Raw genomic sequence first — 23,944 nt, forward strand, 5'->3', positions numbered from 1 at the left:
GCACCAGCGGTAGTTGCATACCGCTGGCGGAAATCTGCAAGATTAGCCGCCAGCGCCTTTCGCGATCGGGCAACTACCGGACGCCCCACCTCATGCCCGTCGACCTGCACGCGCTGTACCCCAACCTGATCCACCTGATGCTGGACACCGTGTTCGTGGTCGACCGCGACAACTGCATCGTGTTTGTCAGCGATGCCTGCGAAACCTTGCTTGGCTACCGCGCCGACGAGCTGATCGGCACCCTGATCACCGGCTACATGCACCCGGACGATGTGCCCGCCACCCGCGCCTCGATCGTGCGGGTAATGAACGGCCAGCCGCACCTGGACTTTCGCAACCGTTACATCCGCAAGGACGGCGGCATCGTGCACATCTTGTGGTCGGCGTGCTGGTCCGACGAGGTGGGCGCGCGCATCGGCGTGGCCCGCGACGTGACCGCCCAGGCCCAGGCCGAAGACGAACTGCGCTTCCTGGCCCACCACGACCCACTGACCCACCTGAGCAACCGCGCGCGCTTCAACGAGCGCCTGGACGCCGCCCTGCACGCGGCCCGTCGGCACAGCCACAACGTGGCGCTGCTGTTTCTGGACGTGGACGGCTTCAAGGGCATCAACGATGCCCATGGCCACGCGGCCGGTGACCAGGTGCTGCGCTCGATTGCCCGGCGCCTGGAGCGTTGCGTACAGGCCCACGACACCCTGGCGCGCATGGGCGGTGACGAGTTCACCGTGCTGCTGCCTGAGGTGGCGTGTAGCACCGCCGTGGCCGAAAAGGTGGTGGAGATCCTGTCGGTGATGGCCGAGCCGCTGGAGGCCGGGCTGCCGGGGCTGGCGATGCCGGCCTGCAGCATTGGTGTGGCGATGTACCCGGAGCACGGCACCGATGCCGATGCGCTGCTCAGCCACGCGGACAACGAGATGTACCGGATGAAACGGCAACGGGTTGCGGCGGGGTAAACGATCGCCACACAGAATGCGCTTGAAGGGCCGCCCCCTGCTAGACTCACGCCATTCCCATGACTCCCTCGGCGGGGCCGATGACGCCTGTAAACCTCACCAACTGCGACCGCGAGCCCATCCAGATCCCCGGCAGCATCCAGCCCCACGGCTGCCTGATTGCCTGTGATGCATCGGCCAACCTGATACTGCGCCATTCGGCCAACATTGCCGACATGCTGGGCGTTGCGCCCGGTATCAATGGCCAGACACTGCAGGCCGTGCTGGGCCACGAAGTGGCGCATACCGTGCGCAATGCCCTGGCCCGCACCAAGGAAGCCTCGCGGCCAGCACTGGTGTTCAATGTGCCACTGCCCTCAGGCCAGTTGGTCGACATTTCGGCACATGTGTTCAAGGGCAACGCGATCATCGAGTTCGAATCGGCTGGCGCCAGCGTTGCCGAGCCGATTGAGCTCACCCGTGCGTTGATCGCACAGCTGCGCGAAATTGACCAGCCTGCCAGGCTGATCCGCGACTCGGCCCGCTTCGTGCGCGCCGTGCTCGGCTATGACCGGGTAATGATCTACCAGCTGGGTGCCGATGGCGCCGGCAAGGTGGTGGCCGAAGCCAAACGCAGTGGCCTGGAGAGTTTCATGGGCCAGTACTTCCCGGCATCCGACATCCCCCAGCAAGCCCGTGCGCTGTATTTGCGCAATCCGATAAGGATCATTTCGGATGCCAAGTTCAAGAGCGTCCCCATCGACCCGGTGCTGGACCTGTCCGGTGAGCCCCTGGATTTGTCCTACGCCCACCTGCGCAGCGTCTCGCCCATCCACTGCGAATACCTGTGCAACATGGGCGTGGGCGCCTCGATGTCGATTTCGATCATCGTCAACGGTGTGCTGTGGGGGCTGATTGCCTGCCACCATTACGCGCCACGCACCCTGACCATGGGGCAGCGGGTGGCGGCGGAGATGTTTGGCGAGTTCTTTTCGCTGCATGTCGAAACCCTGCGCAGCCGGCAAAGCCTTGAAGCCGCCGTGCAGGTGCACAAGGCGCTGGACGCCCTGCTGCGCAATGCCAACCATGCCCCGGACATCGGCGAGTTCTTCCATGCCCGGCTGAGTGATTTCAAAGCGCTGATCCCCTCCGATGGTATTGGCATCTACCTGCAGGGCCGTTGGTCGGCCGAAGGCCTGACACCGCCCAAAGCGGTAATACCGGAGTTGCTGAGCCTGGCCGAAGCGGTTGCCGAAGGCAGGGTATGGGCCTCCAACCGGCTGTCGGCCGCGCACCCGCCCGCCTTGGCGTATGCCTCGGAGGTTGCGGGGGTGTTGATCATTCCGATGTCGCAGAGCCCACGCGACTACCTGATGCTGTTTCGCAAAGAAGTGCTGGAAACCCTCGACTGGGCCGGCGACCCGAACAAGACCTACGAAACCGGAACCCATGGCGAGCGCCTGACACCGCGCAAGAGCTTTGCCATCTGGAAAGAAACCGTGCACCAGCAGTCGCTGCCCTGGTCGGAACAGGACCGCCAGTTCGGCGAAGCCATCCGCACGGCCATTGTCGAAGTGGCGTTGCGCAACAGCGAACTGCTGGCCGATGAACGCTCCAAGGCGCAGGTGCGCCAGCGCATGCTCAATGAGGAACTCAACCACCGGGTGAAGAACATCCTCTCGCTGATCGGTGCACTGGTGGCCCACCCGACCTCGCAAAGCCAGTCACTCACAGACTATGTAGCCACCCTCAAAGGGCGCATCCAGGCACTGTCGCTTGCCCACGACCAGGTGGTGCGCGGGGATGGTGGCGGGCGCCTGGCTGCGTTGCTGGAAGCCGAACTGCTGCCCTATCGCTCCACCGCCGATGCCATCAAACTGTCAGGGCCGAATGTGGTGCTGGATGCGCGCGCGTTTTCGGTCATGGCACTGGTGCTGCATGAGCTGGCCACCAACGCCGCCAAATACGGTGCGCTGTCCCGCGCCGGGGGCCAGCTTGTGGTGAACTGGGCGCTGGATGCTGCCAGTGCATGCAATATCACCTGGCAGGAGAGCGGTGGCCCGGCAGTGCGCACGCCAACCCGGTCCGGCTTCGGCTCGGTGTTGATCGACCGCAGCATCCCCTTCGACCTGGGCGGTACCAGCAACATCGAATACCACCCTGAGGGGCTGCAGGGCCATTTCCGCATTCCCGGCCGCCACATTGCCGTGGCAGAGGCCGCCGAAACCAGCGGTGAGGCAACGGGCAATACGCAGGTAGCCACCCCGTACGCGGACCTCAGCCAGCTGCGCGTGATGATTCTTGAGGACCAACTGGTCATTGCCGTGGGGCTGGAACAGATCCTGGCAGATGCCCACATCGAGCAGGTGCACACCGCCTGTTCCGAAGACGAGGCCATCCGCCTGCTCAATACCCAGCCACTGGATGTGGCGGTGCTGGACGTAAACCTGGGCACAGGCAATTCGCTGGGCGTGGCAGACGAGCTGGCCCGGCGCAACATCCCCTTCGTGTTTGCCACGGGTTACGGAGACAGCCTTTGCATACCCGCGCATCTGCAGCATGTGCAAGTGGTGCGCAAGCCCTACGATGCCGGCTGTATCCTGGTGAGCCTGCAGCGTTTGACGCAACCGGGCTGAGGCTCAGCTCAACTGCGCGATCAACACCGCATTGGTGTAGATCAGGCTGCCATCACTGGCACGGTGCCCGACCAGGTGAAACTGCCCGCGTTGCTCCTCCTGGCTGAGGTAGACCCGCAGTTGGCAATCGGACAACGGGCCGTAGCCTTCCGGCAGCACCAGGTTCATCAGCGCCATGTCGACATCGACCATGGTTTCACGGGCGTGGGTCTGTTGCAGTTGTTCCTCTGCCTGTTCCAGCTTGGTATGGGTCGGGCCCTGGATATCAAAATGCACTTCGCCAATCGGCGTCGACTTGCGGTCACCGTCGCCCTTGCACCAGCCTTCGATTGTCAGCGTACTCATGGCAAACCCTCATGGTGGGGAGAATTCCGAGGACTACTGACAATCTGGACCGCAGCGCGCACGCAGATGTTCCAGTGGCGTTCAGCGCGGGAACAACAGCGTTACCGCCACCCGAAAGCCCCAGCCCTGCGGGCCGTCTCGCGGGGTGTCCAGCCAATAGCGTGGCCCGGCCTGCAGGGTGAGCGGCTGGCCACCGATCTTCAGCAGTTGGGTAACGGTCAGGTTGACGGGCACCGCCCACTCCCTGGACTGCCAGTTGTAGGTTGACTCGCTGTTGATACCAAAGGTGGTGAACGTGCTGGTGGTGTACGAAAGGAAGGGCTGCAGGAAGGTCTGATTTACCTTTTCCTTGTCGTCGGCAGCAGCAGGTAAAGGCCACCGCGCCCACGGTCCGGGCCGATGGCACCGACATCGGTGAGCGTACGCTGGAAGAAGTCGGTGAACATGCCGATGACATTGGCCGGTGCCTTGACCACCAGCGGCCCGGTCTGTTTCAGGTCCAGGTAGCTCATGGAGTAGATCACGTCGGCGTTGGGCGTCGGCACCATAGTGCGCGAGTCCATGCGCTGCTTCCAGATCGGTAGTACGTTGTAACCGGCACCAAAGGCCTTTTCCGAACCCTCCTTCATGCCGATCACGTTCAGCGCCGGCAGCATGGTCATGTAAGCGAAGATGGCACGCTGGTAGTACATCTCGTCACGCAGGCTTTGTGCTTCCTTCGGGTCCAGCCAGTTACCGTTATTGATCTGCTTGATCAGCGGCGAGGCCGGGGCCTGATCTGCGGCGTTTGCCCAAGGTGAGACAGCCAGCACAGACAGGACGAGCAGTCGTTGCATCGCGTGCATGGGGGCATGCTCCATAAGTTGCCAGACAGCCGGGATGTGACTGGCGAACTGCGGCAAGCACATGGCAGGTGATTGCACTCGACAGGGCGTACTCCATGAGAAAACCAGTCTAGATGGCAACAACCAGACAGCAAGGTAAGCACATCACAAATCAACATGACGGTGCACTCGGCCCCCAAACCCCTTGCCAATCTGCGATCATGACAGTGCCCGCCCCACGTCATTTTTGAGAGCCCGTTCATGCTCACGGTCCAGGACCTGGTTGCCATCGATCCACTCAAGCTCGAAGTCGTCGCAGGCCTTGCCGGCACCGGCCGGCTCATCAGCTGGGCGCACACCGTTGACCTGCCCGACCCGTGGCGCTGGGTGTCGCCGGGCGACCTGGTGATGACCACCGGCGTCGGCCTGCCGGCGGATGCTGCCGGGCAGGTGTGGTGGCTTGAGCAACTGGTGCAGAGCAACGCCTGTGCGCTGGTCGTCGCGCCGCGCACCGACGCGCCAGCTTTGTCTCAAGCGCTGCTGGATACCGCCGACCGGGCGTTGTTCCCGGTGCTGCGGGCCAGCTTCGAACTGGAGTTCGTCAAGCTCTCGCACCTGGTGATCGAAAGCATGTTGCAGGCACAGCGCGAACGGTTCAATGCCAGCGAAAGGTTGTTCCAGACCTATGCCGACGCCCTGCGCAAAGCCCCTGACATGGCGGGCCGGCTGTCGATCCTGGCGGCGTCGCTGGATCTGGGCCTTGGGATCGAGGACGCCATCAGTGGTGCCAGCATCCTTGATACAGCGCAATACCAGGCACAGGCAGCGCTTGAGCGGATACCGATTGGCGGGCGTACGCGTGCCAACCTGGTGCTGGCCCGCCGGGATGTGCGCTCGGCCCATGACCCGATCCTGATCCGTTCGCTGGTCGGCCTGCTGGGCGTTGAGCTGGAGCGGCTGATGATTCACCGCGACCAGCAGCGTGAGGAAGGTGCCGCGATGCTGCGCAGCCTGCTCGACAGCGAGACGGATTTTGCACTGGTGCGCCCCATGCTCGAACGCCGAGGGCTGACCGGCACGCTGGTGAGCCTGGCAATCGAGCCCGGCAACGGCGGGCCGTGGAGCGTCGACGAGGTGCACCAGGCCCCTACCCTGCACATGGCAAGCCCGTTGTTGCTGAACCATCAGGGCGGATTGCTTGGGATTGGCACCGAGGCAACGGCGCAGGCGCTGTGCAGCCTGCTGGGGGCCGGCACCGCCGTCGGGCTCAGCGGGCCGATCGCGGCGGCCACGGGCTTTCGCGAAAGCGCCCGGCAAGCGCGCCTGGCACTGGCCCAGGCGCGGGAAACCGGCGCGCCTGTCTTGCGTTACGGTGAAGCGGAAACCGGGCTGATCATGGCGCCGAAGTCGCTGGCAGAGGCGCGTGCGCTGGTGGCGCGTTACCTTGGGCCACTGATCGAGCACGACCGCATCCAGGGAGCGACCTTGCTGGCCACGTTGATTACGTTTCTCGGCAATGATGGTAACTGGAAGGCGACGGCGTTTGACCTGGGGGTTCACCGTCAGACGTTGGTGTACCGGTTGAAGCTGGTGGAGCAGCTGACCGGGATAAAACCCACCAGTACCAGCGGTATTGCGCGGTTGTGGATTGCGATTGAAGCCGGAAGGAATACCGAGTTGTTTGAGGGTCTTGTTTGACCTGTGCCGGCCCTTCGCGGCGGTCCGACGTCTCGGTAAATCCGCTCCTACAGGGGTTCACGTGTAGGAGCGGATTTACCGAGACGTCGGACCGCCGCGAAGGGCCGGCACAGGTCACACACTGTCAATGACTGGTCGGCATCGCAAACTCCGCACCTTTGGCGATGGCCTGCGGCCAGCGCTGCATGATGCTCTTCTGCTTCGTGTAAAAGCGCACACCCTCTTCACCATAGGCATGCATGTCGCCGAACAGGCTCTTCTTCCAGCCACCAAAGCCGTGCCAGGCCATGGGCACCGGAATCGGCACGTTGATGCCGACCATGCCCACCTGAATGCGCCGGCCAAACTCACGGGCGATGTGGCCGTCACGCGTGTACAGGCTCACGCCGTTGCCAAATTCGTGGGCGTTGATCAGGTCCACGGCCTCGGCGAAGTCTTTCACCCGCAGGCAGGCCAGCACCGGGCCGAAAATCTCTTCCTTGTAAATGCGCATGTCCGGGGTGACGTTGTCGAACAGCGTGCCGCCCAGCCAGAAACCATCGCCGCAACCTTCGCCAGCGGCTTCACCGTTAAAGGTGCGTCCATCGACCAGCATGGTCGCGCCCTCTTTTACACCTTGCTCGATGTATCCGGTAATGCGCTCCAGCGCAGCACGGGTAACGATCGGACCCATTTCGGCTTCGAGGTTGGTGCCATTGAGCACTTTCAGTTCACGGGTGCGGGCAATGAGCTTGGGCATGACTTTCTCGGCCGTGTCGTCACCGACGAACACCGCCACGCTGATGGCCATGCAGCGCTCGCCAGCCGAACCATAGGCCGCACCGATCAGGGCATCGACGACCTGGTCGATATCGGCATCGGGCATCACCACAAGGTGGTTCTTCGCCCCGCCCAAGGCCTGTACGCGCTTGCCATGACGGGCGCCGGTTTCATAAATGTGGTTGGCAATCGGGGTGGAACCTACGAACGAAACCGCCTGCACATCCGGGTGCTCGATCAGCGCGTTGACCGCATCCTTATCGCCCTGCACCACGTTGAACACGCCGTCCGGCAGGCCGGCCTGCTTCAGCAGCTCGGCGATGAACAGCGATGGCGAAGGGTCTAGCGGGCTGGGTTTGAGCACGAACGTGTTGCCGGTGGCCAAGGCGACCGGGAACATCCACATGGGCACCATCACCGGGAAGTTGAACGGGGTGATGCCGGTGACCACACCCAGGGGCTGGCGCAAGGTCCAGTTGTCGATGTTGGTACTGACCTGGTCGGTAAAATCGGTCTTGAGCAGCTGCGGTGCGCCGCAGGCGAACTCGACAATTTCGATGCCGCGCATCACCTCGCCCTGGGCGTCGGTGAACACCTTGCCGTGCTCGGCGGTGATCATGCGGGCCAGGTCGTCGCGGTGCTCGTTGAGCAGCGCCAAAAACCTGTTGAGGATGCGTGACCGGCGCAGCGGCGACAGGTTGCTCCACGCCGGGAAGGCAGCCTTGGCCGAGGCCACGGCGGCGTCCACATCGCGTTGCGCCGACAGTTGCACCTGGCCGGTAACGGCGCCGGTAGCAGGGTTGTAAACCGGCAGTTGCTGGCCGCTGGTGGCTTCGGCCTGTGCGCCGCTAATCCAGTTCATGATCGTGTGGGTCATGGTCGTTCTCGCCTTGAAAAATTGAAATCAGTAAATCGCGTAAACCTTGCGCACGGTTTCCAGTACGTCCCAGCGCCCGGTCCAGCCCGGCGGCAGGATGATCAGGTCACCACCGGTCACCTCCACCACATCACCGGTGCTGCTATCGGTAAGCAGGGCCTTGCCAGAGAGGATGTAGGTGAACTCGGTGTCGGGGCGCTCGATCACCGGCCAGCCGCCCGGCTGGCATTCCCACACGCCAAGGTTGCCGACCGCTTCGGGGGCAAGCGTGTAGACGGCAATCTGCGGGTCGCCCTTGTCGGCGCCGGCGCGCTGGCCGGCGGGCTTCAGGGGCAACGCCTGGAGGGCGGCCTGCTTGAGGATGGTGAACGTGGTCATGGGGGCTCCTGTCAATGCGCACCGGTGAGTTTTTCGAGCAGTTGGGCGGTGCGTGAGGGTTTGTGGGTGTAGCGCTCTTCGATATCGCTCAGCGAGGCGGCGGCCAAGCCGCTGTTGATACCGAGCCAGCGCAGCGGTTCGTGCTCCCAGGACGGCGAGCGGTGGTTGACCAAGGGCAGCGTGTTGATGGCCTCGTCACGCTGCAGGATGAAATTGCGCAGCAGGCGCCCGGCCAGGTTGCTGGTGGCCACGCCGTCGCCCACGTAGTTGCCGGCCCAGGCCATGCGCTGGTCGCGGTCGATGCTCACGGTAGGGCACCAGTCGCGGGCAACGCCCAGTGCACCGCCCCAGCGGTGGGTGATGCGGGCGTCGCGCAACGCGGGGAAAAACTCCACCAGGGTGTCGTGGATCTTGCCGTGGATGCTGTCCACCAGGTCGGCTTCGTCCGACATGCGCGAGCCCCAGTTGTAGGGCGCACCACGGCCGCCGAACACCAGCCGGCCTTCGGCCGTCACCTGGCCGTAGACACGCAGGTGGCGCATGTCGTTGAAGGCCATGCGGTGGTCGAGGTTGAGGCTGGCCAGCAGGTCGCGCGGCAGCGGTTCGGTGGCCAGCACCAGCGAGTAAAGTGGGATCACGAAGCGCGACTGGCCCGGCTGCTGCGACGTGAATGCTTCGGTAGCGCGCACAGTCATCCCGGCGTGCACCGAGCCGTGAGCGGTGTGCACCACGCCGGGGGCCATCTGGTTGACGGCGGACTGCTCAAATATTTTCGCACCCATCCGCTCCACCAGTGCCGCCAGCCCACGGACCAGTTTGCCGGGGTGGATGAGTGCGCAATGCTCGGTGTACAGCCCGCCCAGCGTGCCGTGCGCGCCGACGTGACCGGCCGCTTCAGCGGCGTCCAGTACGCGCCATTGGTCCGGCAGGCCGAAGCGCGTGGAGGCTTGCACCGCTGCCCGCGCCCGCTCCATTTGCGGCTTGCTGCGCGCCAGTGAAAGGAAGCCCTGCTTGGCGTAGTCGGCCTCTACCCCTTCCTGCGCCAGCACGCGGCCGATTTCGTCCACGGTCTCGTTCATCGCGGCCTGCAGATGCAGGGCCGCAGCGTGTGAGTAGAGCTGCGCGACCCGCTGCAGCGAGATCGGGAAAATGGCCGAGGCCCAGCCGCCGTTGCGGCCGGAGGCACCGAAGCCGACTTCGCGTTTTTCCAGCAGCACCACCCGCAGCGAAGGGTCGCTCTTGAGCAGGTAGTAAGCGGTCCACAACCCGGTGTAGCCGGCGCCGACGATCACCACGTCGGCCTGCACCTGGCCTTGCAGCGGCTCGCGCGGCTGGCCGGGGGCGAACCACAGCGGCTGGTTGGGTAGCTGGGACAAATCGAATTTCGCTGACATGCGGTTGGCTTCCATTGAAGATTGACTACGCCCCTTGCACCGGTGCCTTGGCCGCAAGGCCACGCTGCCGGGCACGGGACAAACGCAGGAGCACGTAGGAGGCGCCGATCGCGGCCATGGCGATCAGGCATTGCGCCAGGCTGAGCTGCATGCTCGGGTCGAAGGCCATGCTCACCAGCACCGCTACGATTGAGGCGGTGACGAGCAGCGGCAGCCAAGGGTGGCCCCACATGGCGAATTTCAGGCTGCCCTCTTGCACCCAGCGGCGGCGCAGGCGCAGTTGCGACAGGCAGATCATCAGGTACACGAACAGGAACACCGTGCCCGACGAGTTGATCAGGAACTGGAATACCGTGTCGGGCCACAGCGCCGCGATGACCACACAGCCATAACCCACCAGGGTCGAGGCCAGTACACCGCGCACCGGCACGCCTTTGCGGCTGAGGTGTGCGACCCAGCGCGGTGCCTCGTCATTGGAGGCCAGCACGTGCAACAGGCGCGAAGAGGTGTAGAGCCCGGCATTGAGCACCGACAGCACGGCCACCAGAATCACCAGGGTCAGCATGTCGCCGGCCCCGGGGATGCCGATGTGCTCGAGCGTGGTCACGAAAGGCGACTTGCCGGGGGTGATGCTGGTCCACGGCTGTGCCACGACGATGAAGAAGGTGGCCAGCACGAAGAACACCAGGATGCGCACCATCACCGTGTTGACGGCCTTGCGGATGTTGCGCGACGGGTCTTCGGATTCGGCTGCCGCCAGGGTGGCCACCTCAACGCCAGTCATGGAAAAGATCACCACGACCACGCCGGTGAACAACGACGCCACACCGTGGGGCAGAAAGCCGCCATGCTGCGTGAGGTTGGCGAAGCTGGCCGTGGAGCCTGGCCACAGGTTGAACACATAAGCGCCGGCCACCACCAGGAACACGATGATGGCCGCCACCTTGATGCCGGCGAACCAGTACTCGGCCTCGCCGAACGAATGCACCGACATCAGGTTGAGCAACGTCATGCCTACCATCAGCCCCAGCGCGATCACCCACACGGGCAGGTCGGGGAACCAGCCGTTGATGATCTGCCCGCCGACGACCGCCTCGAAGCCCACGACAATGACCCAGAAGTACCAGTACAGCCAGCCGGTCATGTACCCGGCCGGGGGGCCGAAGGCCATGCGCGCGTAGTCGACGAAGGAACCTTGTGTGGGGTGCGCGGCGGCCATTTCGCCGAGCATGCGCATCACCAGGGCGACGATGAGGCCCGTCAGGGCGTAGGTAAGAAAAGCACCGGGGCCGGTGGAAGCGATGACGGCGCTGGAGCCGACGAACAACCCGGCGCCGATGACACCGCCCAGGGCCAGCATACTGATGTGTCGGGTTTTGAGTGCACGCTTGAGCCGGGGGTCATGCTCGGTCTGAATAGGCATTGGTTGTCTCCTTGTTGTTATTGGTAATCAACGCCGCCTGATCAGGAGGTTATGCAGGCGCGGGTGGGCTGAACATCGTGAAAGTGTCGATGCTCGGGGGCGTGGTTGTACAAATGTATGAGGATGGCGCCGGCTGCGTCGGTGTCCGCGGGGCGAGTCGGATTGATGAGAATGCGGTCGAGGCAGGAGAACTGACGTGCTCGAAGCTTGCACAGCGCCTGTAGGAGCGGCTTTAGCCGCGATCACCGGCAAAGCCGGTGCCATTTACCGCGGCGCCCGCCTCGCGGATGAATCCGCTCCTACAGGTATTGAGCTGAAAGCCCCGTCAGTACGTGGCGCGCACGGTGACCATGAAGTTGCGCGGGTCGCCGTAGGTGTTGCCGTAGGTGGAGGTGCCTACGGTCTGGTAGTACTTCTTGTCGAACAGGTTGTTGCCGTTGAGCGCGACGTTCCAGTGTTCGTCGATGCGGTAGTCGACCATCGCGTTCCAGATGGCATAACCGCTCTGCTGGTACTCGAACGGCACGCTCGCCTGCACCACGTTGCCCTGGCTGTCAAAGGTCGCTGCGGTACCGCTGACCTTGGTCGCATTCTGGATGTCCACGCCGCCACCCACCCGGAAGTCATTGAAAGCACCCGGCAGGCGGTAGGTGGTAAACAACTTGGCCATGTGTTTGGGCGTGACGGTGCTCAGTGCCGTGCCGGTGTCACGGTTCTTGTTGAGGTTGAGGGTGTAGCTGGCCATCAGCATCCAGTCCGGCAGCACTTCACCGGAGATTTCCATGTCGATGCCCTTGCTGATCGTCTCGCCGCCGTTGACGTAGCAGCAACTGCCACCGAACAGCACCGAGCTGGACGGGTAGCTCGGGTCGAGCACCGCCTGGTCTTCACGCTTGGTGTAGTAAAGCGCGATGCTGGTGTTGACCGCACCGCCGAACAGCTCGCCCTTGATGCCGGTTTCGTAAGTCTTGCCGGTCATAGGGTCCAGGGTGGAGCCCGATGACGCTGGCCCGGCCAGCAGGTTTTGCTGCGGCTTGAAGATTTCGGCGTAGCTGGCGTAGGCCGCCCACTCGTCGGTAAGGTCGTAGACGATGCCGCCGAAGGGGGTGACCTTGGTCGGCTCACGCATGTCGACCCGCGACTGCTGGGTCCAGACGGTGCCGGCAGCGTTGGCGGTCTGGTAGGTCTGGTCGAACTTGTAGCGCTGTACACGCGCCCCGAGGATCACGTGAAGCGGCTCGGCCACCTGCAGGCGCAGGCTTGAGTACAGGCCGTACTGGGTCTGGCTGTTGGGCTTGTAATCGCGGCTGACGATGGGCCGGGTACCCGGGTCGTCCCACGGCGTGGCGTTGGGGTCGAAGACATTGACCGTGCCGCCGGCCGTGGTGAAACGGCCAGTGCCCTGCCAGCGGCTGTCGATTTCCTGGTAGTCGCCACCCACCACCAGCCGGTGGTTCAGGCCGAACAGGCTGAAGTCACCCGACACGTTGGCGTCCCACAGGTTTTGCTCGCTCCACTGGGTGATCCAGGTGCCGTAGCGGGTCACGCCGGTTCCGGTGACCGGGTTCACCGAGCCCAGGGTGGTGGCGTTGTTGGTTTCGATGGTGTCGTAGATGTTGGTGTAGCTGAAGTTCAGCTTCCAGTCGTCGTTCAGGCGGTGGTCGACCTTGGCGAAGTACTCGCGCGAAAACCCGTCGGCATACGCCCAGGTGGTGGACAGCCCGGTGTGGCGTGGCAGCCCCAGGTCGGCACCGTTGCTGTAGCGTGGCAGGGCCGAGGCAGTGCCGGTTTCGTGCACTCTGTTGAAGCGCATGCCGGCGGTGAGCATGGTGTCGTCGGTGACATCGGCCTCCAGCACACCGTAGAACACCGGTTTGTCGGTGCCACGGTTGTCAACGAAGTATTGGCGGTCCTGGTAGGCCACGACCATGCGGCCACGCAGCTTGCCATCGAAACCCAGCGGGCCGGTTACGTCGACTTCGCTGCGGTAGTTGTCCCAGCTGCCTGCCGACGCGGTGAACTTGAGTTGATAGAAGTCCAGCGGGCGTTTGCGCACCAGGTTGATGATGCCGCCAGGGTCGCCGGTGCCGCCGAACAGCGCACTCGAACCGCGCAGTACTTCAACATGGTCAAACTCGGCCATGTCGTAGATGTTGGAGGAATAGAAGCTGCCAGCAGTGGTGCCCAACGCCATCGGCGCGGCACCGTCGAGCTGGATGTTCTGGATCGGGAAGCCGCGCGAATAGAAGTCCTGAATGCGGAATGTGGCGCTTTGCACGGTCACACCCGGCACCGCTTTCATCGCATCGTTGATGTCGGTGATCTGGCGGTCTTCGATCAGCTGGCGGGTGACGACCGATACCGACTGCGGGGTTTCCTTCAACGAAGTCGGGCTTTTGGAGCCGACGCTGGTCAGGCCCGGGGTGTAGGAGCCGGTGTTTTCGGTGGCCTGACCCATGCCTTGGCCCATGATCGTGGTGGCGCCAAGCTCAAGCGCTGCGCCGGCATTGTCTTGGGGTGCCAGCACCAGCTGGTAGCGGTCACCCGAGCGCTGGGCCGCAAGGCCGCTGCCTGTCAGCATCAGGTCCAATGCCTCTTGTGCGCTGAACTGGCCCTGCACCGCGTGGCTGTGGCGGTCACGGGTAAGGTTGGCATCGGCGGCCAGCAGCAGGCCGGTTTGCGCGGCCAGTGCATTGAGCTGGCGGGCCAGCGGGCCGGCGGGTATGTCGAACGCCTGGCGTTGGGCTTCGCTGGCAACCGCGACACTGGGGGCCATCAGTGGCGCAGCGGTGCCCAGGCTCAGGGCAATGGCGAGCAACAGCGGGATCGGCTGGCTTGGAACGTGTTTGTGTTGGCTGGGCATTCCGGCTCCTTGGCGTCCGGTGATCAGGGGTGTTTCCTGTTAATCCGAAGCAGGACAAAAAACCGGAACACCTCGCCGAACTTTTTTTGCCGCTAACGCGGCACCACGCTCACCCACCAGTCAAAACGCCGTTGCACGCGCACCGGCAGCACCTCTTCCAGTTGCGCCAGCGCCAGGTCCGTATCGGCCAACGGGAAGCTGCCCATCACCCGCAACCCGGCCACGCGCGGATCAACGCCCAGGTGGCCAGGGCGATAGGCACCCAGTGCTTCGATGAACTGCGCCAGCGGCATGTCCTCGGCCAGCAGCAGGCCGCGGCTCCAGGCTTCGCGGCTGGCATCGGCCCGCGTTTGCGGGCCCGCGGCCTGGCTGTCGAAGGTAACCTGGTTGCCAGCCGGCACCGTAACGGTTTGCCCACTGGCCTGGCAGGTGATGCGCACAGCCCCCTCATACACATTGAGCTGCGTGGCCGGGCCGCGCTCACGCACGCTGAAGCGTGTGCCCAGCGGCTGCAGCAGCCCTGCGCGGGTGTGCACCTGCAGTGGCCGTTGGTCGAGGTGGCCGGTTTCGATCAGCACTTCACCGGTGTACAGCACCAGCTCGCGGTGTGTGCCCTGCTCGTCCACATCCAGCGCGGTGGCGGTGTTGAGCCACAACCGGGTGCCGTCGCTCAGCAGCTCCTGTCGGCGCTCACCCACTGCGGTGCGGTAACGCGCATGCCATGCGTAGAGGCTGCCCAGGCTGTCGTTGCGCCAACCCAGCCAACCCAACACACCAGCGCCGGCCAACAGGCCGAACTGGCTGAGCAGGCGACGGCGCGTTTGCTTGCCCGCCCGCAATCCGGCCAGGGCCTGATGGGCAGCAGGGCCTTGCTCGCGCAACCCGCCGAAGCGCTGGCTCACGCGCTCGACATAACCCCAGGCCTGGCACTGTGCGTCGCCTTGCGCCAGCCATTGCTGCCATTGAGCGTGCAATTTGGCATCAGTGGGTGCGGCCTGCAGGCGGGCAAACCACTGTGCCGCGCATTCCAGTGTGGCGTGGTCGAAACCCGCCTGTTGGCTCACACCAGCACCCCGTCCAGCTCGGCTTCAAGCAGGGCGCATTTGAACATCGCCTGGGCGATGTACTTGGTCACCGTACGCACCGAAACGCCCATCACCTCGCCGATTTCGCGGTAGCCCATGCCGTGCAGTTGCGACAGGCTGAAGGCCTGGGCCACTTTGGGCGGCAGGCGCTCGAGCATGTCCTGCAACTGGCCGAGGGTTTCGAGGATGATGGCCTGGTGCTCGGCAGATGGCCAATGGCTCTCGGGCACCAGAGCCAAGGCTTCGGCCCAGGCCGTGTGCAATTGCCTGCGGCGCCAGAAGTCGACGCACAGGTGCAGGGACGTACGGCTCAGGTACGCCCTGGCGTGTTCATCGCTGTCGAACTCGCGTGGCTTGGCCAGCAGCCGCACGAAAACGTCCTGGGCCAGTTCCGCCGCGTCGCTGGCGTTACCCAGGCGGCGGGCGATCCATTGCTGGACCCAGCTGTGGTTGTCCACGTAGAGGCTTGCCACTTTGGCACGATAGGCACAGGCGATGGATTGGGTCATGGGAGGCCGGGCTAAAGTGATTGGTTCGCAAATGCGAATTTTTATCACGATAATTCATCCGGCCTCGCCTGGGCAACCATGGGTGCAATCTAGGCCATGGGGTCTTCGCGCCTGTACGCCCACTGGTACAGCGCTGGCAGCACCAGCAACGTCAACGCCGTGGACGACAGGATCCCCCCGATCACCACCGTCGCCAGTGGCCGCTGCACCTCGGCGCCAGTGCCCGTAGCCAGCGCCATCGGGATAAACCCAAGCGACGCCACCAAGGCGGTCATCAGCACCGGCCGCAGGCGCGTCAATGCCCCCTCCTCCACGGCCACACGCAGGCTGCGCCCTTCTTCGCGCAAGTTGCGGATGAACGCGATCATCACCAGGCCGTTGAGCACCGCCACGCCGGACAGTGCAATAAAGCCTACCCCGGCGGAAATCGACAGCGGAATGTCACGCAACCACAGTGCCAGCACGCCCCCGGTAAGGGCAAAGGGGATGCCGGTGAACACCAGCAAACCATCCCTGAGGTTATTAAACATCATCAGCAGCAAGGCCATCACCAGCAGCAGGGCCACCGGCACCACCACTTGCAGGCGCTCGGCCGCCGACTGCAACTGCTCGAACTGGCCGCCCCAACGGGTCCAGTAGCCCGGCGGGATCGGCACCTGTTGCTGCAGGGCCTGCTCTGCCTCGCTGACAAACGACCCCAGGTCGCGCCCGCGCACGTTGGCGCTGACCACCACCACCCGCTTGCCATCTTCGCGGCTGACCTGGTTGGGGCCCAACTGCAAGCTCAGGGTCGCCACCTGGGCCAACGGGATGAAGCCGATCTGCCCGGTGCCCGCGCTGGCAGGCACCGGAATCAGCAGGCTGGCCAGGCCATCCACGTCGGTGCGCAGCGTTTCGGACAAGCGCACCACCATGTCAAAGCGCCGGTCACCTTCGTACAGCGTGCCTGCCGTGCGGCCGCCCACGGCGATGGCAATGGCGTCCTGCACGTCACCGACGTTCAGCCCATGGCGGGCGGCCTTGTCGCGGTCGATGTCGATGGTCAGCACCGGCAGGCCGGTGGTTTGTTCGACCTTCACCTCCGACGCCCCCGGCACTTGCTGCAAACTGCCGGCAATCTGCGCGGCTGTGCGGTTGAGCACGTCCATGTCGTCACCGAACACCTTCACCGCCACGTCGCTGCGCACGCCAGAGATCAGTTCGTTGAAGCGTAACTGGATCGGTTGTGACATCTCGTAGTTGCTGCCCGGCACGCTGGCGGCGGCCCGTTGTACCTCAGCAATCAGGGCTTCACGCGGCTTGCCCGGGTCGGGCCACTGGGCCGTCGGACGCAGCATCACGTAGGCATCGGAAATGTTCGGCGGCATCGGGTCGGAAGCGATCTCGGCGGTGCCGGTGCGGGCAAATACACGCTCCACTTCGGGCACCTGGGCGATGATGGTTTGCTCCAGGCGTTTTTGCATGTCCACCGACTGGGTCAGGCTGGTGCCCGGCACGCGTAAAGCCTGCAGGGCAAAGTCGCCCTCGCTGAGGCTGGGGATGAACTCGCTGCCCATGCGGCTGGCCATCACACCTGACAGCAGCACCAGCGCCGCCGCCCCGGCAAAGGCCAGCTTGCGCCGCTTGAGTACCCAGGCGAGTACCGGTGCGTAACGCTGGCGGGCGGTACGCATGACCACGCCCTCTTCTTCCTTGACCTTGCCGGTGACGAACAACGCGATGGCCGCCGGTACGAAGGTCACCGACAGGATCATCGCCCCCAGCAGGGCAATCACCACGGTGAAGGCCATGGGGTGGAACATCTTGCCCTCGACACCGGTCAGGGCAAAAATCGGCAGGTACACCACCATGATGATCAACTGCCCGTAAATCAGTGGCCGGCGCGCCTCGCGGGCGGCGGCAAACACTTCATGGAAGCGTTCGGCACGGGTCAGCATGCGGCCATGGCGCTGCTGGGCGTGTGCCAGGCGGCGGATGGCGTTTTCCACGATTACCACGGCGCCGTCGACGATGATGCCGAAGTCCAGTGCCCCCAGGCTCATCAGGTTGGCGCTGACTTTGTTGCTGAACATGCCGGTAAACGTGAACAGCATCGACAACGGGATGACCATGGCGGTAATCAACGCGGCGCGGATGTTGCCCAGAAACAGGAACAGCACGGCGATCACCAGGATCGCGCCTTCAACCAGGTTTTTCTTGACCGTGGCGATGGCTTTTTCGACCAGGTTGGTACGGTCATACACGGTGACTGCGGCCACGCCCTTGGGCAGGTTGCGGTTGATCTCGACCAGTTTCGCGGCCACGGCCTGGGACACGGTCCGGCTGTTTTCGCCGATCAGCATGAACACCGTGCCCAGCACCACCTCACGGCCATTTTCAGTGGCGGCGCCGGAGCGCAGCTCCTGGCCCAGGCCCACCTGGGCCACATGGCTGACGCGGATCGGCGTGCCGTCGACGCTGGAGATAACGATGTTGGCGATGTCCTCGGCCGAGGCCACCTGGCCGGGCGCGCGGATCAGCAGTTGCTCGCCATTGCGCTCGATGTAGCCTGCTCCGACGTTGCCGTTGTTGCGTTCCAGCGCTGCGATGAGGTCGTTGAGGGTGAGCTTGTAGGCCGCCAGGCGCTTGGGCTCCGGGGCAATCAGGTACTGCTTGGCATGGCCGCCAATGCTGTTGACTTCGGCCACCCCGGGTACGTTGCGCAGCTGCGGCTTGATGATCCAGTCCTGGATCACCCGCAGGTCGGTGGCGGTGTACGGCGTGCCGTCGTCCTTGAGCGCGCCCTCTTCGGCTTCAACCGTCCACAGGAAAATCTCGCCCAGGCCTGTGGAGATCGGCCCCATGCCGGCCTCGATGCCGGCGGGCAACTGCTCGCGGGCCACCTGCAGGCGCTCGTTGACCAGCTGGCGGGCGAAGAACAGGTCGGTGCCGTCCTCGAAGATGACCGTCACCTGCGACAACCCGGAGCGCGACAGTGAGCGGGTCTGCTTGAGGCCGGGCAGGCCGGCCATGGCCGTTTCGATGGCGAAGGTGATGCGTTGCTCGGTTTCCAGTGGCGAATAGCCGGGCGCGGCGGTGTTGATCTGCACCTGGACGTTGGTGATGTCCGGTACGGCGTCGATGGGCAGCTTCTGGTAGCTATGGATGCCCACGGCGGCCATTAGCACCACGGCAAGCATCACCACCAGGCGTTGCTCGATGGCAAATTGGATCAGGCGTTCGAACATGCAGGTGCCCCCGGGGTCAATGGCTGTGCGCGGCAGAGCCCTTGCCGAGCTCCGACTTGAGGACAAAACTGCCGGCGGCAGCCACCTGGGTGCCAGCGGCCAGGCCGGCGGTAATTTCCACCTGGCCGGTATCGCGTCGGCCGGTGCTCACCGGGCGTGCCTCGAAGCCTTCTTCGGTGCGGGCGAAGACCACGGTTTGTTCTTCCCAGGTTTGCAGCGCGCTCTCGGGCACCACGACGCCAGCCTCGAAGCGCTCGACGCTGACCGCGATGCTTACGAACAGCCCCGGGCGCCAGGCGCCGTTGGGGTTGGCCAGGGTGGCGCGCACGGTGGCGGCGCGGTTCTGCTCGCCGAGCAGGTTGCCGACGTAGTTGACCTGGCCCTGGACCTGCGCCCCGAGGTCTGGCGCGCTGACCGTGACGCTACGCCCGGTGGTGACCTTTGCCAGATCGCGCGGGGCAACGGCGAAGGTGGCCCAGACCCGACTCAGGTCTGAAAGGGTGAAGGCGTTGCTGGTTTCGTCGACGACCTCGCCCACGGTCAGGTGCTTCTCGACCACCACGGCATCGAACGGGGCGCGCAGTTCGAAACGGTTGCCGGCCCCCGCCGGGCCTACCGCCGAGACTTTTTGCCGGGCGTTGGCCTGGGCGATTTCGGCCTCTTGCAACGCCTGACGGGCCTGCAGGTAGTCCTGCTCGGCGCTGATGCGTTCCTGCCACAGTTGCTGCTCGCGCTGGAAGGTCAGGCGTGCCAGTTCCAAACGGCGTTGGGCGGCCTGCTGCTCGCTGCGCAGGTCGGAGATCTGCTGGCTGGCAATGACCGCCAGCACCTGGCCGCGCTTGACCGGCTGGCCGAGGTCGGCGTGCACCGACTCGACCACGCCGGGCACGCGGGGGACCACGTGGGCGGTGCGGTCTTCATCGAAACGGATTTCGCCCGGGAAACTGATGGCGGTACCCAGTTGCCGTGGGCCGGCTACGGCCAGCTGGATGCCGGCGGCATCGATCTGGGCGGCAGACAGGTGCAGTGCGCCTTCTTCGTCGGCATGTTCAGCGCCAGGCGCTTCTTCGCCATGGCTGTCGTGGTCTTCGCCGTGGCCGTGGCTGTCTTCGCCATGGTCGTCGTGCTTGGCGGTGGTGCTGCCGGGCTGGCCGAGGTTGCCGGTCCAGGCCAGGGTGCCGAGGCCGAGGACGGCAATGGCGGCGGCCAGCAGGGCCAGTTTGCGTGGAGGGGTCATGGGGGTTCCTGTGTGTTTAGGGTTGTTGCCGGGGCCAACGCCTATTGCTCGCCGTACATCCGCTCGACCTGCGCGCGGGCATCGGTCGCCGAGGCCAGCGCCTCGAGGTACAACCCGCGCGCCTCGATCAAGGTGCGCTGGGCATCGAGCACGTCGAGGAAGGCAAACTTGCCCATCTCGAAGCCACGGGTAGCGGTGTCCACAGCCTGCTGCGCCGCGGGCAGTATCGTGCGGTCATAGGCGTCCACTTCCTGCATGGCGGTGTGCCATTGGCTGACGGCGCTGCGGGTTTCGCTGCGCAGGCGCAGCTCCACCGCGTTACGCAGGTCGCGGGCCTGGTCAGCGCGGCGGGCGGCAGCCAGCACGTTGCCCTGGTTGCGGTCGAACAGCGGCAGGGGCATGGACAACCCGACCACGTTGACCCGCTCGCGGTCTTCGCGGCTGTACTGGCTGCCAACGCTGACCGTCAGGTTGGGGATGCGTTGGGACTTCTCCGAGCCCAAGGCGGCGTCACCCTGTTCGATCCGGGCGGCGGCCAGGCGCCATTCGACGGTCTGCTCGACCTTGGCCAGCAAGGCTTCGGCGCTGGGTGCGGTACCGGGCGACAGGTCAGTGGCCTGCAACTGGTCAAAGCTCGCCAGCGGGCTGCCGGTCAGCCGGGCCAACGCCTGATAGGCGACCGTGCGCTGGGTGTTGGCACGGCGCACTTCGGCTTGGGCCTGAGCCAACTGCACTTGGGCGCGCGTGGCCTCAACCGGCGAAGACTGACCTGCCGTCACGCGGCCTTGCACCACCTGCAGGCCACGTTCGGTCAACGCCTGGGATTGCCGGGCCAGCTCCAGTGCGGTCTGCGCCCGCAAGGCCGCGTGGAAGGCCTGCACCACCTCGGCGCGCAGGCCGTTGCGTTGGCGCTCCAGCTCCAATTGCGCGATGGCCTGGCCGCGCTCGGCCAGGTCAATGCGGGCGCCGCGCTTGCCACCCAGCTCCAGCGGCTGGCTGAGGGTGACCGTGGTGGTGCTGGTATCGCGGCGGGTGTCCTCCACTTCCCAGGACAATTCCGGGTTGGGTATCAGCCCAGCCTGGCGCCGGTCGCCCTCGGCGATGCCGATTTCGCGCCCGGCGGCGGCCAGTTCAGGGTTGTTGGCCAACGCAGCGCTGAGCGCCTCGGGCAGGCTCAGGCCCTGCCCGGCCGTGGCGCTGGTAGCCGTCAGCAGCAGGCAGAGCAAGGCAAACTTGCGGGGGGTGGGCACTTCGGAAATCCTCGTCGACGAGCGTTCGCGAGGGACTGTAGGCAGGCGTGCTTATCGCCTCGGTGGCACCCACATTACAATTTTGTAATGTCCGGTAATCGCCCACTATTGCCCGTGCGACAACCCGTTCAATTGACGAAACTAACCGGTTGGTACAAACATAGGCGCATCCAACAACAACAAAGCGATTATCGCCATGAAGCCCCTTGTTCTCGTGCTCAACGGCCCAAACCTGAACCTGCTCGGCACCCGCGAACCGGCGCAGTACGGCCACGAAACCCTCGCCGACCTCGCCCAGGGCTGCGCTGACGCTGCCCATGCGCAGGGCCTGGAAATCGAATTTCGCCAGACCAACCATGAAGGCGAGCTGATCGACTGGATCCACGGCGCCCGCAACCGCTGCGCCGGCATCGTGATCAACCCCGGCGCCTGGACCCACACTTCGGTGGCCATCCGCGACGCCCTGGTGGCCAGCGAGTTGCCCGTCATCGAAGTGCACCTGTCCAACGTGCACAAACGCGAACCCTTCCGCCACCTGTCGTTCGTCTCGTCCATTGCCGTGGGCGTGATCTGCGGCCTGGGCAGCCATGGCTACCGCATGGCCCTGGCCCACTTCGCCGACCTGTTCCGGGAGCACGCCGCATGAGCCAGCCTGCCATCCTCGCCGGCCTGATCGGCCGTGGTATCCAGCTGTCCCGCACCCCGGCACTGCATGAGCATGAGGGCGATGCCCAAGCCATGCGCTACCTGTACCGGCTGATCGATGCCGACCAACTGCAACTGGACGACAGTGCCCTGCCCCAGCTGCTGGATGCCGCGCAGCACACCGGCTTTACCGGTTTGAACATCACCTATCCGTTCAAGCAGGCAATCCTGCCGCTGCTTGATGAGCTGTCGGACGAAGCGCGCGGTATTGGCGCGGTGAACACCGTGGTGCTCAAGGACGGCAAGCGGGTGGGCCACAACACCGACTGCCTGGGCTTTGCCGAAGGCCTGCGCCGGGGCCTGCCGGACGTGGCACGGCGCAAGGTGGTGCAGATGGGCGCCGGTGGTGCCGGTTCGGCAGTCGCGCATGCCTTGTTGAGCGAAGGCGTGGAGCAACTGGTGCTATTCGAAGTGGATGCCGCGCGAGCCCAGGCCTTGATGGACAACCTCAATGGACATTTCGGCGCAGGCCGGGCGGTGGTGGGTTCGGACCTGGCCAGCGAAGTGGCGGCGGCAGATGGCTTGGTGAACACCACGCCGGTCGGCATGGCCAAGCTGCCCGGCACACCGCTGCCGGTGGCGCTGCTGCACACGGGTCTGTGGGTGGCGGAAATCATCTACTTCCCGCTGGAAACCGAGCTGCTGCGCGCGGCACGGGCGCTGGGTTGCCGTACGCTGGATGGCAGCAACATGGCGGTGTTCCAGGCGGTGAAGGCGTTTGAGTTGTTCAGCGGGTACAAGGCGGATGCGGGGCGGATGCAGGCGCATTTTGCCAGTTTTGCCTGATAGACCGAGTGGGCTTCATCGCGGATAAATCCGCTCCTACAACCGCTGTAGGAGCGGATTTATCCGCGAGAAGGCGGCACAGGTCACCCCTTCTCACCCAGCAACTCCTGAATCACCTTCTCCTGCCCCGCATAATCCCCCTCGCCAAAGTGCACATGCCGCACCTGCCCCTGCCGGTCGACAAAATAATGCGCCGGCCAGAACTGGTTGCCCCAGGCATTCCACACCGCGTAGTCGTTATCCACCGCAACCGGGTAGCCAATGCCCAGGCTGGCCACCTTGTGTTTCAACTGCCCCACATCATGCTCGTAGTCGTACTCCGGGGTATGCACCCCCACCACCACCAGCCCCTGGTCGGCGTAGCGCCGGGCCCACTCATTCACATGCGGCAGGCTGCGTTTGCAGTTGATGCAGTCCCACGTCCAGAAGTCCACCAACACCACCTTGCCCTTGAGCTCCGGTGCATCCAGCGGCGGTGAATTGATCCACTCACTGGCGCCCGACAGCGCAGGCATGGGGCCGTAGCTGTCGCGGGCCATCAAGTGGCCGGCCAGGCCCAGGCCTACCAGCGCCAGGGCCACGCCGCCTGCTTTGAGCAGCCGCCGATCAATTGTCATGGCAACCGCCGGTGGCGTAGGTACGGTACTGCACCGATTCGGTCTGGCCGCTGGAGTCCAGGTAAGTCATGCGGGTGTTGACCACCCCGCAGGCGTTGCTTTGGTCGTCTTTCACCGACAGCACCTTTTTGACGTCCAGGTGGTCACCGTAGCGGTACTGCATCGCGCTGCCGTCCTGCATGGGCATGGTGCTGGCCTGTGCGGCGATGGTGCCGAAGCTCAGCATGGCAAACAGGCTGGCGGTGGCGAGGGTTTTGACGTTCATGGCATCTCTCCTGTGCATCTTCAGTGGGTGGGAAGGTTTGCTTCCCGGTCGAGAGCCATTTCACGCCTGGCAGGTATCGCGCATGTGTCGCCCAAACCTGTGATCTGCTTCCTCCTGTATCTGTATCCACG

The 23,944-nt window shown here is 64.6% G+C and carries 19 protein-coding genes and 1 pseudogene; 5 read left to right on the plus strand and 15 right to left on the minus strand.

Features of this window, described 5'->3' with window-relative positions; genetic code table 11:
- Positions 1-92: 92 nt before the first annotated feature.
- Together PVV54_RS16085 and PVV54_RS16090 are read left to right on the plus strand one after the other, a co-directional pair.
- Complete coding sequence (locus tag PVV54_RS16085) at positions 93-956, plus strand: sensor domain-containing diguanylate cyclase (RefSeq protein ID WP_274906210.1); 864 nt, start codon at positions 93-95, stop codon at positions 954-956.
- Positions 957-1,036: 80 nt separating this feature from the next.
- Complete coding sequence (locus PVV54_RS16090; protein WP_274906211.1) at positions 1,037-3,571, plus strand: HWE histidine kinase domain-containing protein; 2,535 nt, start codon at positions 1,037-1,039, stop codon at positions 3,569-3,571.
- A gap of 3 nt (positions 3,572-3,574) precedes the next feature.
- On the opposite strand, the gene PVV54_RS16095 is transcribed toward PVV54_RS16090, so the two are convergent.
- The 3 genes and pseudogenes from PVV54_RS16095 to PVV54_RS26515 all read right to left on the minus strand — a co-directional run bounded on the left by PVV54_RS16095 (position 3,575) and on the right by PVV54_RS26515 (position 4,824).
- On the minus strand, positions 3,575-3,916 hold the full coding sequence (locus PVV54_RS16095; protein WP_274906212.1) for a hypothetical protein: 342 nt from the start codon (positions 3,914-3,916) through the stop codon (positions 3,575-3,577).
- 81 nt (positions 3,917-3,997) lie between these two features.
- A pseudogene (locus tag PVV54_RS16100) lies at positions 3,998-4,273 on the minus strand (transporter); the annotation flags it as partial.
- A complete protein-coding gene (locus tag PVV54_RS26515) occupies positions 4,255-4,824 on the minus strand; it encodes a DUF1254 domain-containing protein (protein ID WP_342456618.1) in 570 nt (189 codons plus the stop codon). The pseudogene PVV54_RS16100 and the gene PVV54_RS26515, both read right to left, overlap by 19 nt.
- A gap of 177 nt (positions 4,825-5,001) precedes the next feature.
- On the opposite strand from PVV54_RS26515, the gene PVV54_RS16110 reads away from it, so the two are divergent.
- A complete protein-coding gene (locus tag PVV54_RS16110; protein ID WP_274906213.1) occupies positions 5,002-6,438 on the plus strand; it encodes a PucR family transcriptional regulator in 1,437 nt (478 codons plus the stop codon).
- A gap of 124 nt (positions 6,439-6,562) precedes the next feature.
- Here the strand turns inward: PVV54_RS16110 and PVV54_RS16115 are convergent, their stop codons facing one another.
- The 10 genes from PVV54_RS16115 to PVV54_RS16160 all read right to left on the minus strand — a co-directional run bounded on the left by PVV54_RS16115 (position 6,563) and on the right by PVV54_RS16160 (position 21,440).
- Entirely contained in the window at positions 6,563-8,074 is a 1,512-nt protein-coding gene (locus tag PVV54_RS16115; RefSeq protein ID WP_274906214.1) for a CoA-acylating methylmalonate-semialdehyde dehydrogenase, read from the minus strand.
- Positions 8,075-8,101: 27 nt separating this feature from the next.
- Positions 8,102-8,452 carry a cupin domain-containing protein gene (locus PVV54_RS16120; RefSeq protein ID WP_274906215.1) on the minus strand — a complete coding sequence of 117 codons (351 nt, stop codon included), beginning with the start codon at positions 8,450-8,452 and terminating at the stop codon, positions 8,102-8,104.
- 11 nt (positions 8,453-8,463) lie between these two features.
- The gene (locus PVV54_RS16125; RefSeq protein ID WP_274906216.1) at positions 8,464-9,846 is read right to left on the minus strand and encodes an NAD(P)/FAD-dependent oxidoreductase; all 1,383 of its coding nucleotides are present in this window, start codon (positions 9,844-9,846) and stop codon (positions 8,464-8,466) included.
- A gap of 25 nt (positions 9,847-9,871) precedes the next feature.
- Positions 9,872-11,269: an amino acid permease gene (locus PVV54_RS16130; protein WP_274906217.1), complete on the minus strand. Its 1,398-nt coding sequence runs from the start codon at positions 11,267-11,269 to the stop codon at positions 9,872-9,874.
- Positions 11,270-11,594: 325 nt separating this feature from the next.
- Positions 11,595-14,132, minus strand: a complete 2,538-nt coding sequence (locus PVV54_RS16135; protein ID WP_446731419.1) for a TonB-dependent siderophore receptor — start codon at positions 14,130-14,132, stop codon at positions 11,595-11,597.
- Between the two features lie 92 nt (positions 14,133-14,224).
- Positions 14,225-15,196: a FecR domain-containing protein gene (locus PVV54_RS16140; RefSeq protein ID WP_274906218.1), complete on the minus strand. Its 972-nt coding sequence runs from the start codon at positions 15,194-15,196 to the stop codon at positions 14,225-14,227.
- Positions 15,193-15,726: a sigma-70 family RNA polymerase sigma factor gene (locus PVV54_RS16145; RefSeq protein ID WP_274906219.1), complete on the minus strand. Its 534-nt coding sequence runs from the start codon at positions 15,724-15,726 to the stop codon at positions 15,193-15,195. Before PVV54_RS16145 ends, PVV54_RS16140 begins: the two co-directional genes overlap by 4 nt.
- 89 nt (positions 15,727-15,815) lie before the next feature.
- Positions 15,816-18,953 (minus strand): efflux RND transporter permease subunit, encoded by a 3,138-nt coding sequence (locus tag PVV54_RS16150; RefSeq protein ID WP_274906220.1) that lies wholly within the window; start codon positions 18,951-18,953, stop codon positions 15,816-15,818.
- Between the two features lie 16 nt (positions 18,954-18,969).
- Entirely contained in the window at positions 18,970-20,190 is a 1,221-nt protein-coding gene (locus tag PVV54_RS16155; RefSeq protein WP_274906221.1) for an efflux RND transporter periplasmic adaptor subunit, read from the minus strand.
- A gap of 41 nt (positions 20,191-20,231) precedes the next feature.
- Positions 20,232-21,440 carry a TolC family protein gene (locus PVV54_RS16160; RefSeq protein ID WP_274906222.1) on the minus strand — a complete coding sequence of 403 codons (1,209 nt, stop codon included), beginning with the start codon at positions 21,438-21,440 and terminating at the stop codon, positions 20,232-20,234.
- Between the two features lie 196 nt (positions 21,441-21,636).
- Between PVV54_RS16160 and aroQ the strand changes: the two genes are divergently transcribed.
- Both aroQ and PVV54_RS16170 read left to right on the plus strand, forming a co-directional pair.
- On the plus strand, positions 21,637-22,086 hold the full coding sequence (aroQ, locus tag PVV54_RS16165) for a type II 3-dehydroquinate dehydratase (RefSeq protein WP_274906223.1): 450 nt from the start codon (positions 21,637-21,639) through the stop codon (positions 22,084-22,086).
- Positions 22,083-22,931, plus strand: a complete 849-nt coding sequence (locus PVV54_RS16170; protein ID WP_274906224.1) for a shikimate dehydrogenase — start codon at positions 22,083-22,085, stop codon at positions 22,929-22,931. Before aroQ ends, PVV54_RS16170 begins: the two co-directional genes overlap by 4 nt.
- Positions 22,932-23,014: 83 nt before the next feature.
- On the opposite strand, the gene PVV54_RS16175 is transcribed toward PVV54_RS16170, so the two are convergent.
- Both PVV54_RS16175 and PVV54_RS16180 read right to left on the minus strand, forming a co-directional pair.
- Positions 23,015-23,548 carry a thioredoxin family protein gene (locus tag PVV54_RS16175; protein ID WP_274906225.1) on the minus strand — a complete coding sequence of 178 codons (534 nt, stop codon included), beginning with the start codon at positions 23,546-23,548 and terminating at the stop codon, positions 23,015-23,017.
- Positions 23,538-23,813 carry a DUF2790 domain-containing protein gene (locus PVV54_RS16180; protein WP_274906226.1) on the minus strand — a complete coding sequence of 92 codons (276 nt, stop codon included), beginning with the start codon at positions 23,811-23,813 and terminating at the stop codon, positions 23,538-23,540. Before PVV54_RS16180 ends, PVV54_RS16175 begins: the two co-directional genes overlap by 11 nt.
- Between the last annotated feature and the right edge of the window lie 131 nt (positions 23,814-23,944).

This window comes from Pseudomonas sp. PSKL.D1 (assembly GCF_028898945.1).
Lineage (GTDB): Bacteria > Pseudomonadota > Gammaproteobacteria > Pseudomonadales > Pseudomonadaceae > Aquipseudomonas.

Bases quoted from the DNA above. Each gene is read 5' to 3' on its own strand.
- PVV54_RS16085 (WP_274906210.1), top strand. From the start codon at position 93: ATGCCCGTCGACCTGCACGCGCTGTACCCCAACCTGATCCACCTGATG.
- PVV54_RS16090 (WP_274906211.1), top strand. From the start codon at position 1,037: ATGACGCCTGTAAACCTCACCAACTGCGACCGCGAGCCCATCCAGATC.
- PVV54_RS16095 (WP_274906212.1), bottom strand. From the start codon at position 3,916: ATGAGTACGCTGACAATCGAAGGCTGGTGCAAGGGCGACGGTGACCGC.
- PVV54_RS26515 (WP_342456618.1), bottom strand. From the start codon at position 4,824: ATGTGCTTGCCGCAGTTCGCCAGTCACATCCCGGCTGTCTGGCAACTT.
- PVV54_RS16110 (WP_274906213.1), top strand. From the start codon at position 5,002: ATGCTCACGGTCCAGGACCTGGTTGCCATCGATCCACTCAAGCTCGAA.
- PVV54_RS16115 (WP_274906214.1), bottom strand. From the start codon at position 8,074: ATGACCCACACGATCATGAACTGGATTAGCGGCGCACAGGCCGAAGCC.
- PVV54_RS16120 (WP_274906215.1), bottom strand. From the start codon at position 8,452: ATGACCACGTTCACCATCCTCAAGCAGGCCGCCCTCCAGGCGTTGCCC.
- PVV54_RS16125 (WP_274906216.1), bottom strand. From the start codon at position 9,846: ATGTCAGCGAAATTCGATTTGTCCCAGCTACCCAACCAGCCGCTGTGG.
- PVV54_RS16130 (WP_274906217.1), bottom strand. From the start codon at position 11,269: ATGCCTATTCAGACCGAGCATGACCCCCGGCTCAAGCGTGCACTCAAA.
- PVV54_RS16135 (WP_446731419.1), bottom strand. From the start codon at position 14,132: ATGCCCAGCCAACACAAACACGTTCCAAGCCAGCCGATCCCGCTGTTG.
- PVV54_RS16145 (WP_274906219.1), bottom strand. From the start codon at position 15,726: ATGACCCAATCCATCGCCTGTGCCTATCGTGCCAAAGTGGCAAGCCTC.
- PVV54_RS16150 (WP_274906220.1), bottom strand. From the start codon at position 18,953: ATGTTCGAACGCCTGATCCAATTTGCCATCGAGCAACGCCTGGTGGTG.
- PVV54_RS16155 (WP_274906221.1), bottom strand. From the start codon at position 20,190: ATGACCCCTCCACGCAAACTGGCCCTGCTGGCCGCCGCCATTGCCGTC.
- aroQ (WP_274906223.1), top strand. From the start codon at position 21,637: ATGAAGCCCCTTGTTCTCGTGCTCAACGGCCCAAACCTGAACCTGCTC.
- PVV54_RS16170 (WP_274906224.1), top strand. From the start codon at position 22,083: ATGAGCCAGCCTGCCATCCTCGCCGGCCTGATCGGCCGTGGTATCCAG.
- PVV54_RS16175 (WP_274906225.1), bottom strand. From the start codon at position 23,548: ATGACAATTGATCGGCGGCTGCTCAAAGCAGGCGGCGTGGCCCTGGCG.
- PVV54_RS16180 (WP_274906226.1), bottom strand. From the start codon at position 23,813: ATGAACGTCAAAACCCTCGCCACCGCCAGCCTGTTTGCCATGCTGAGC.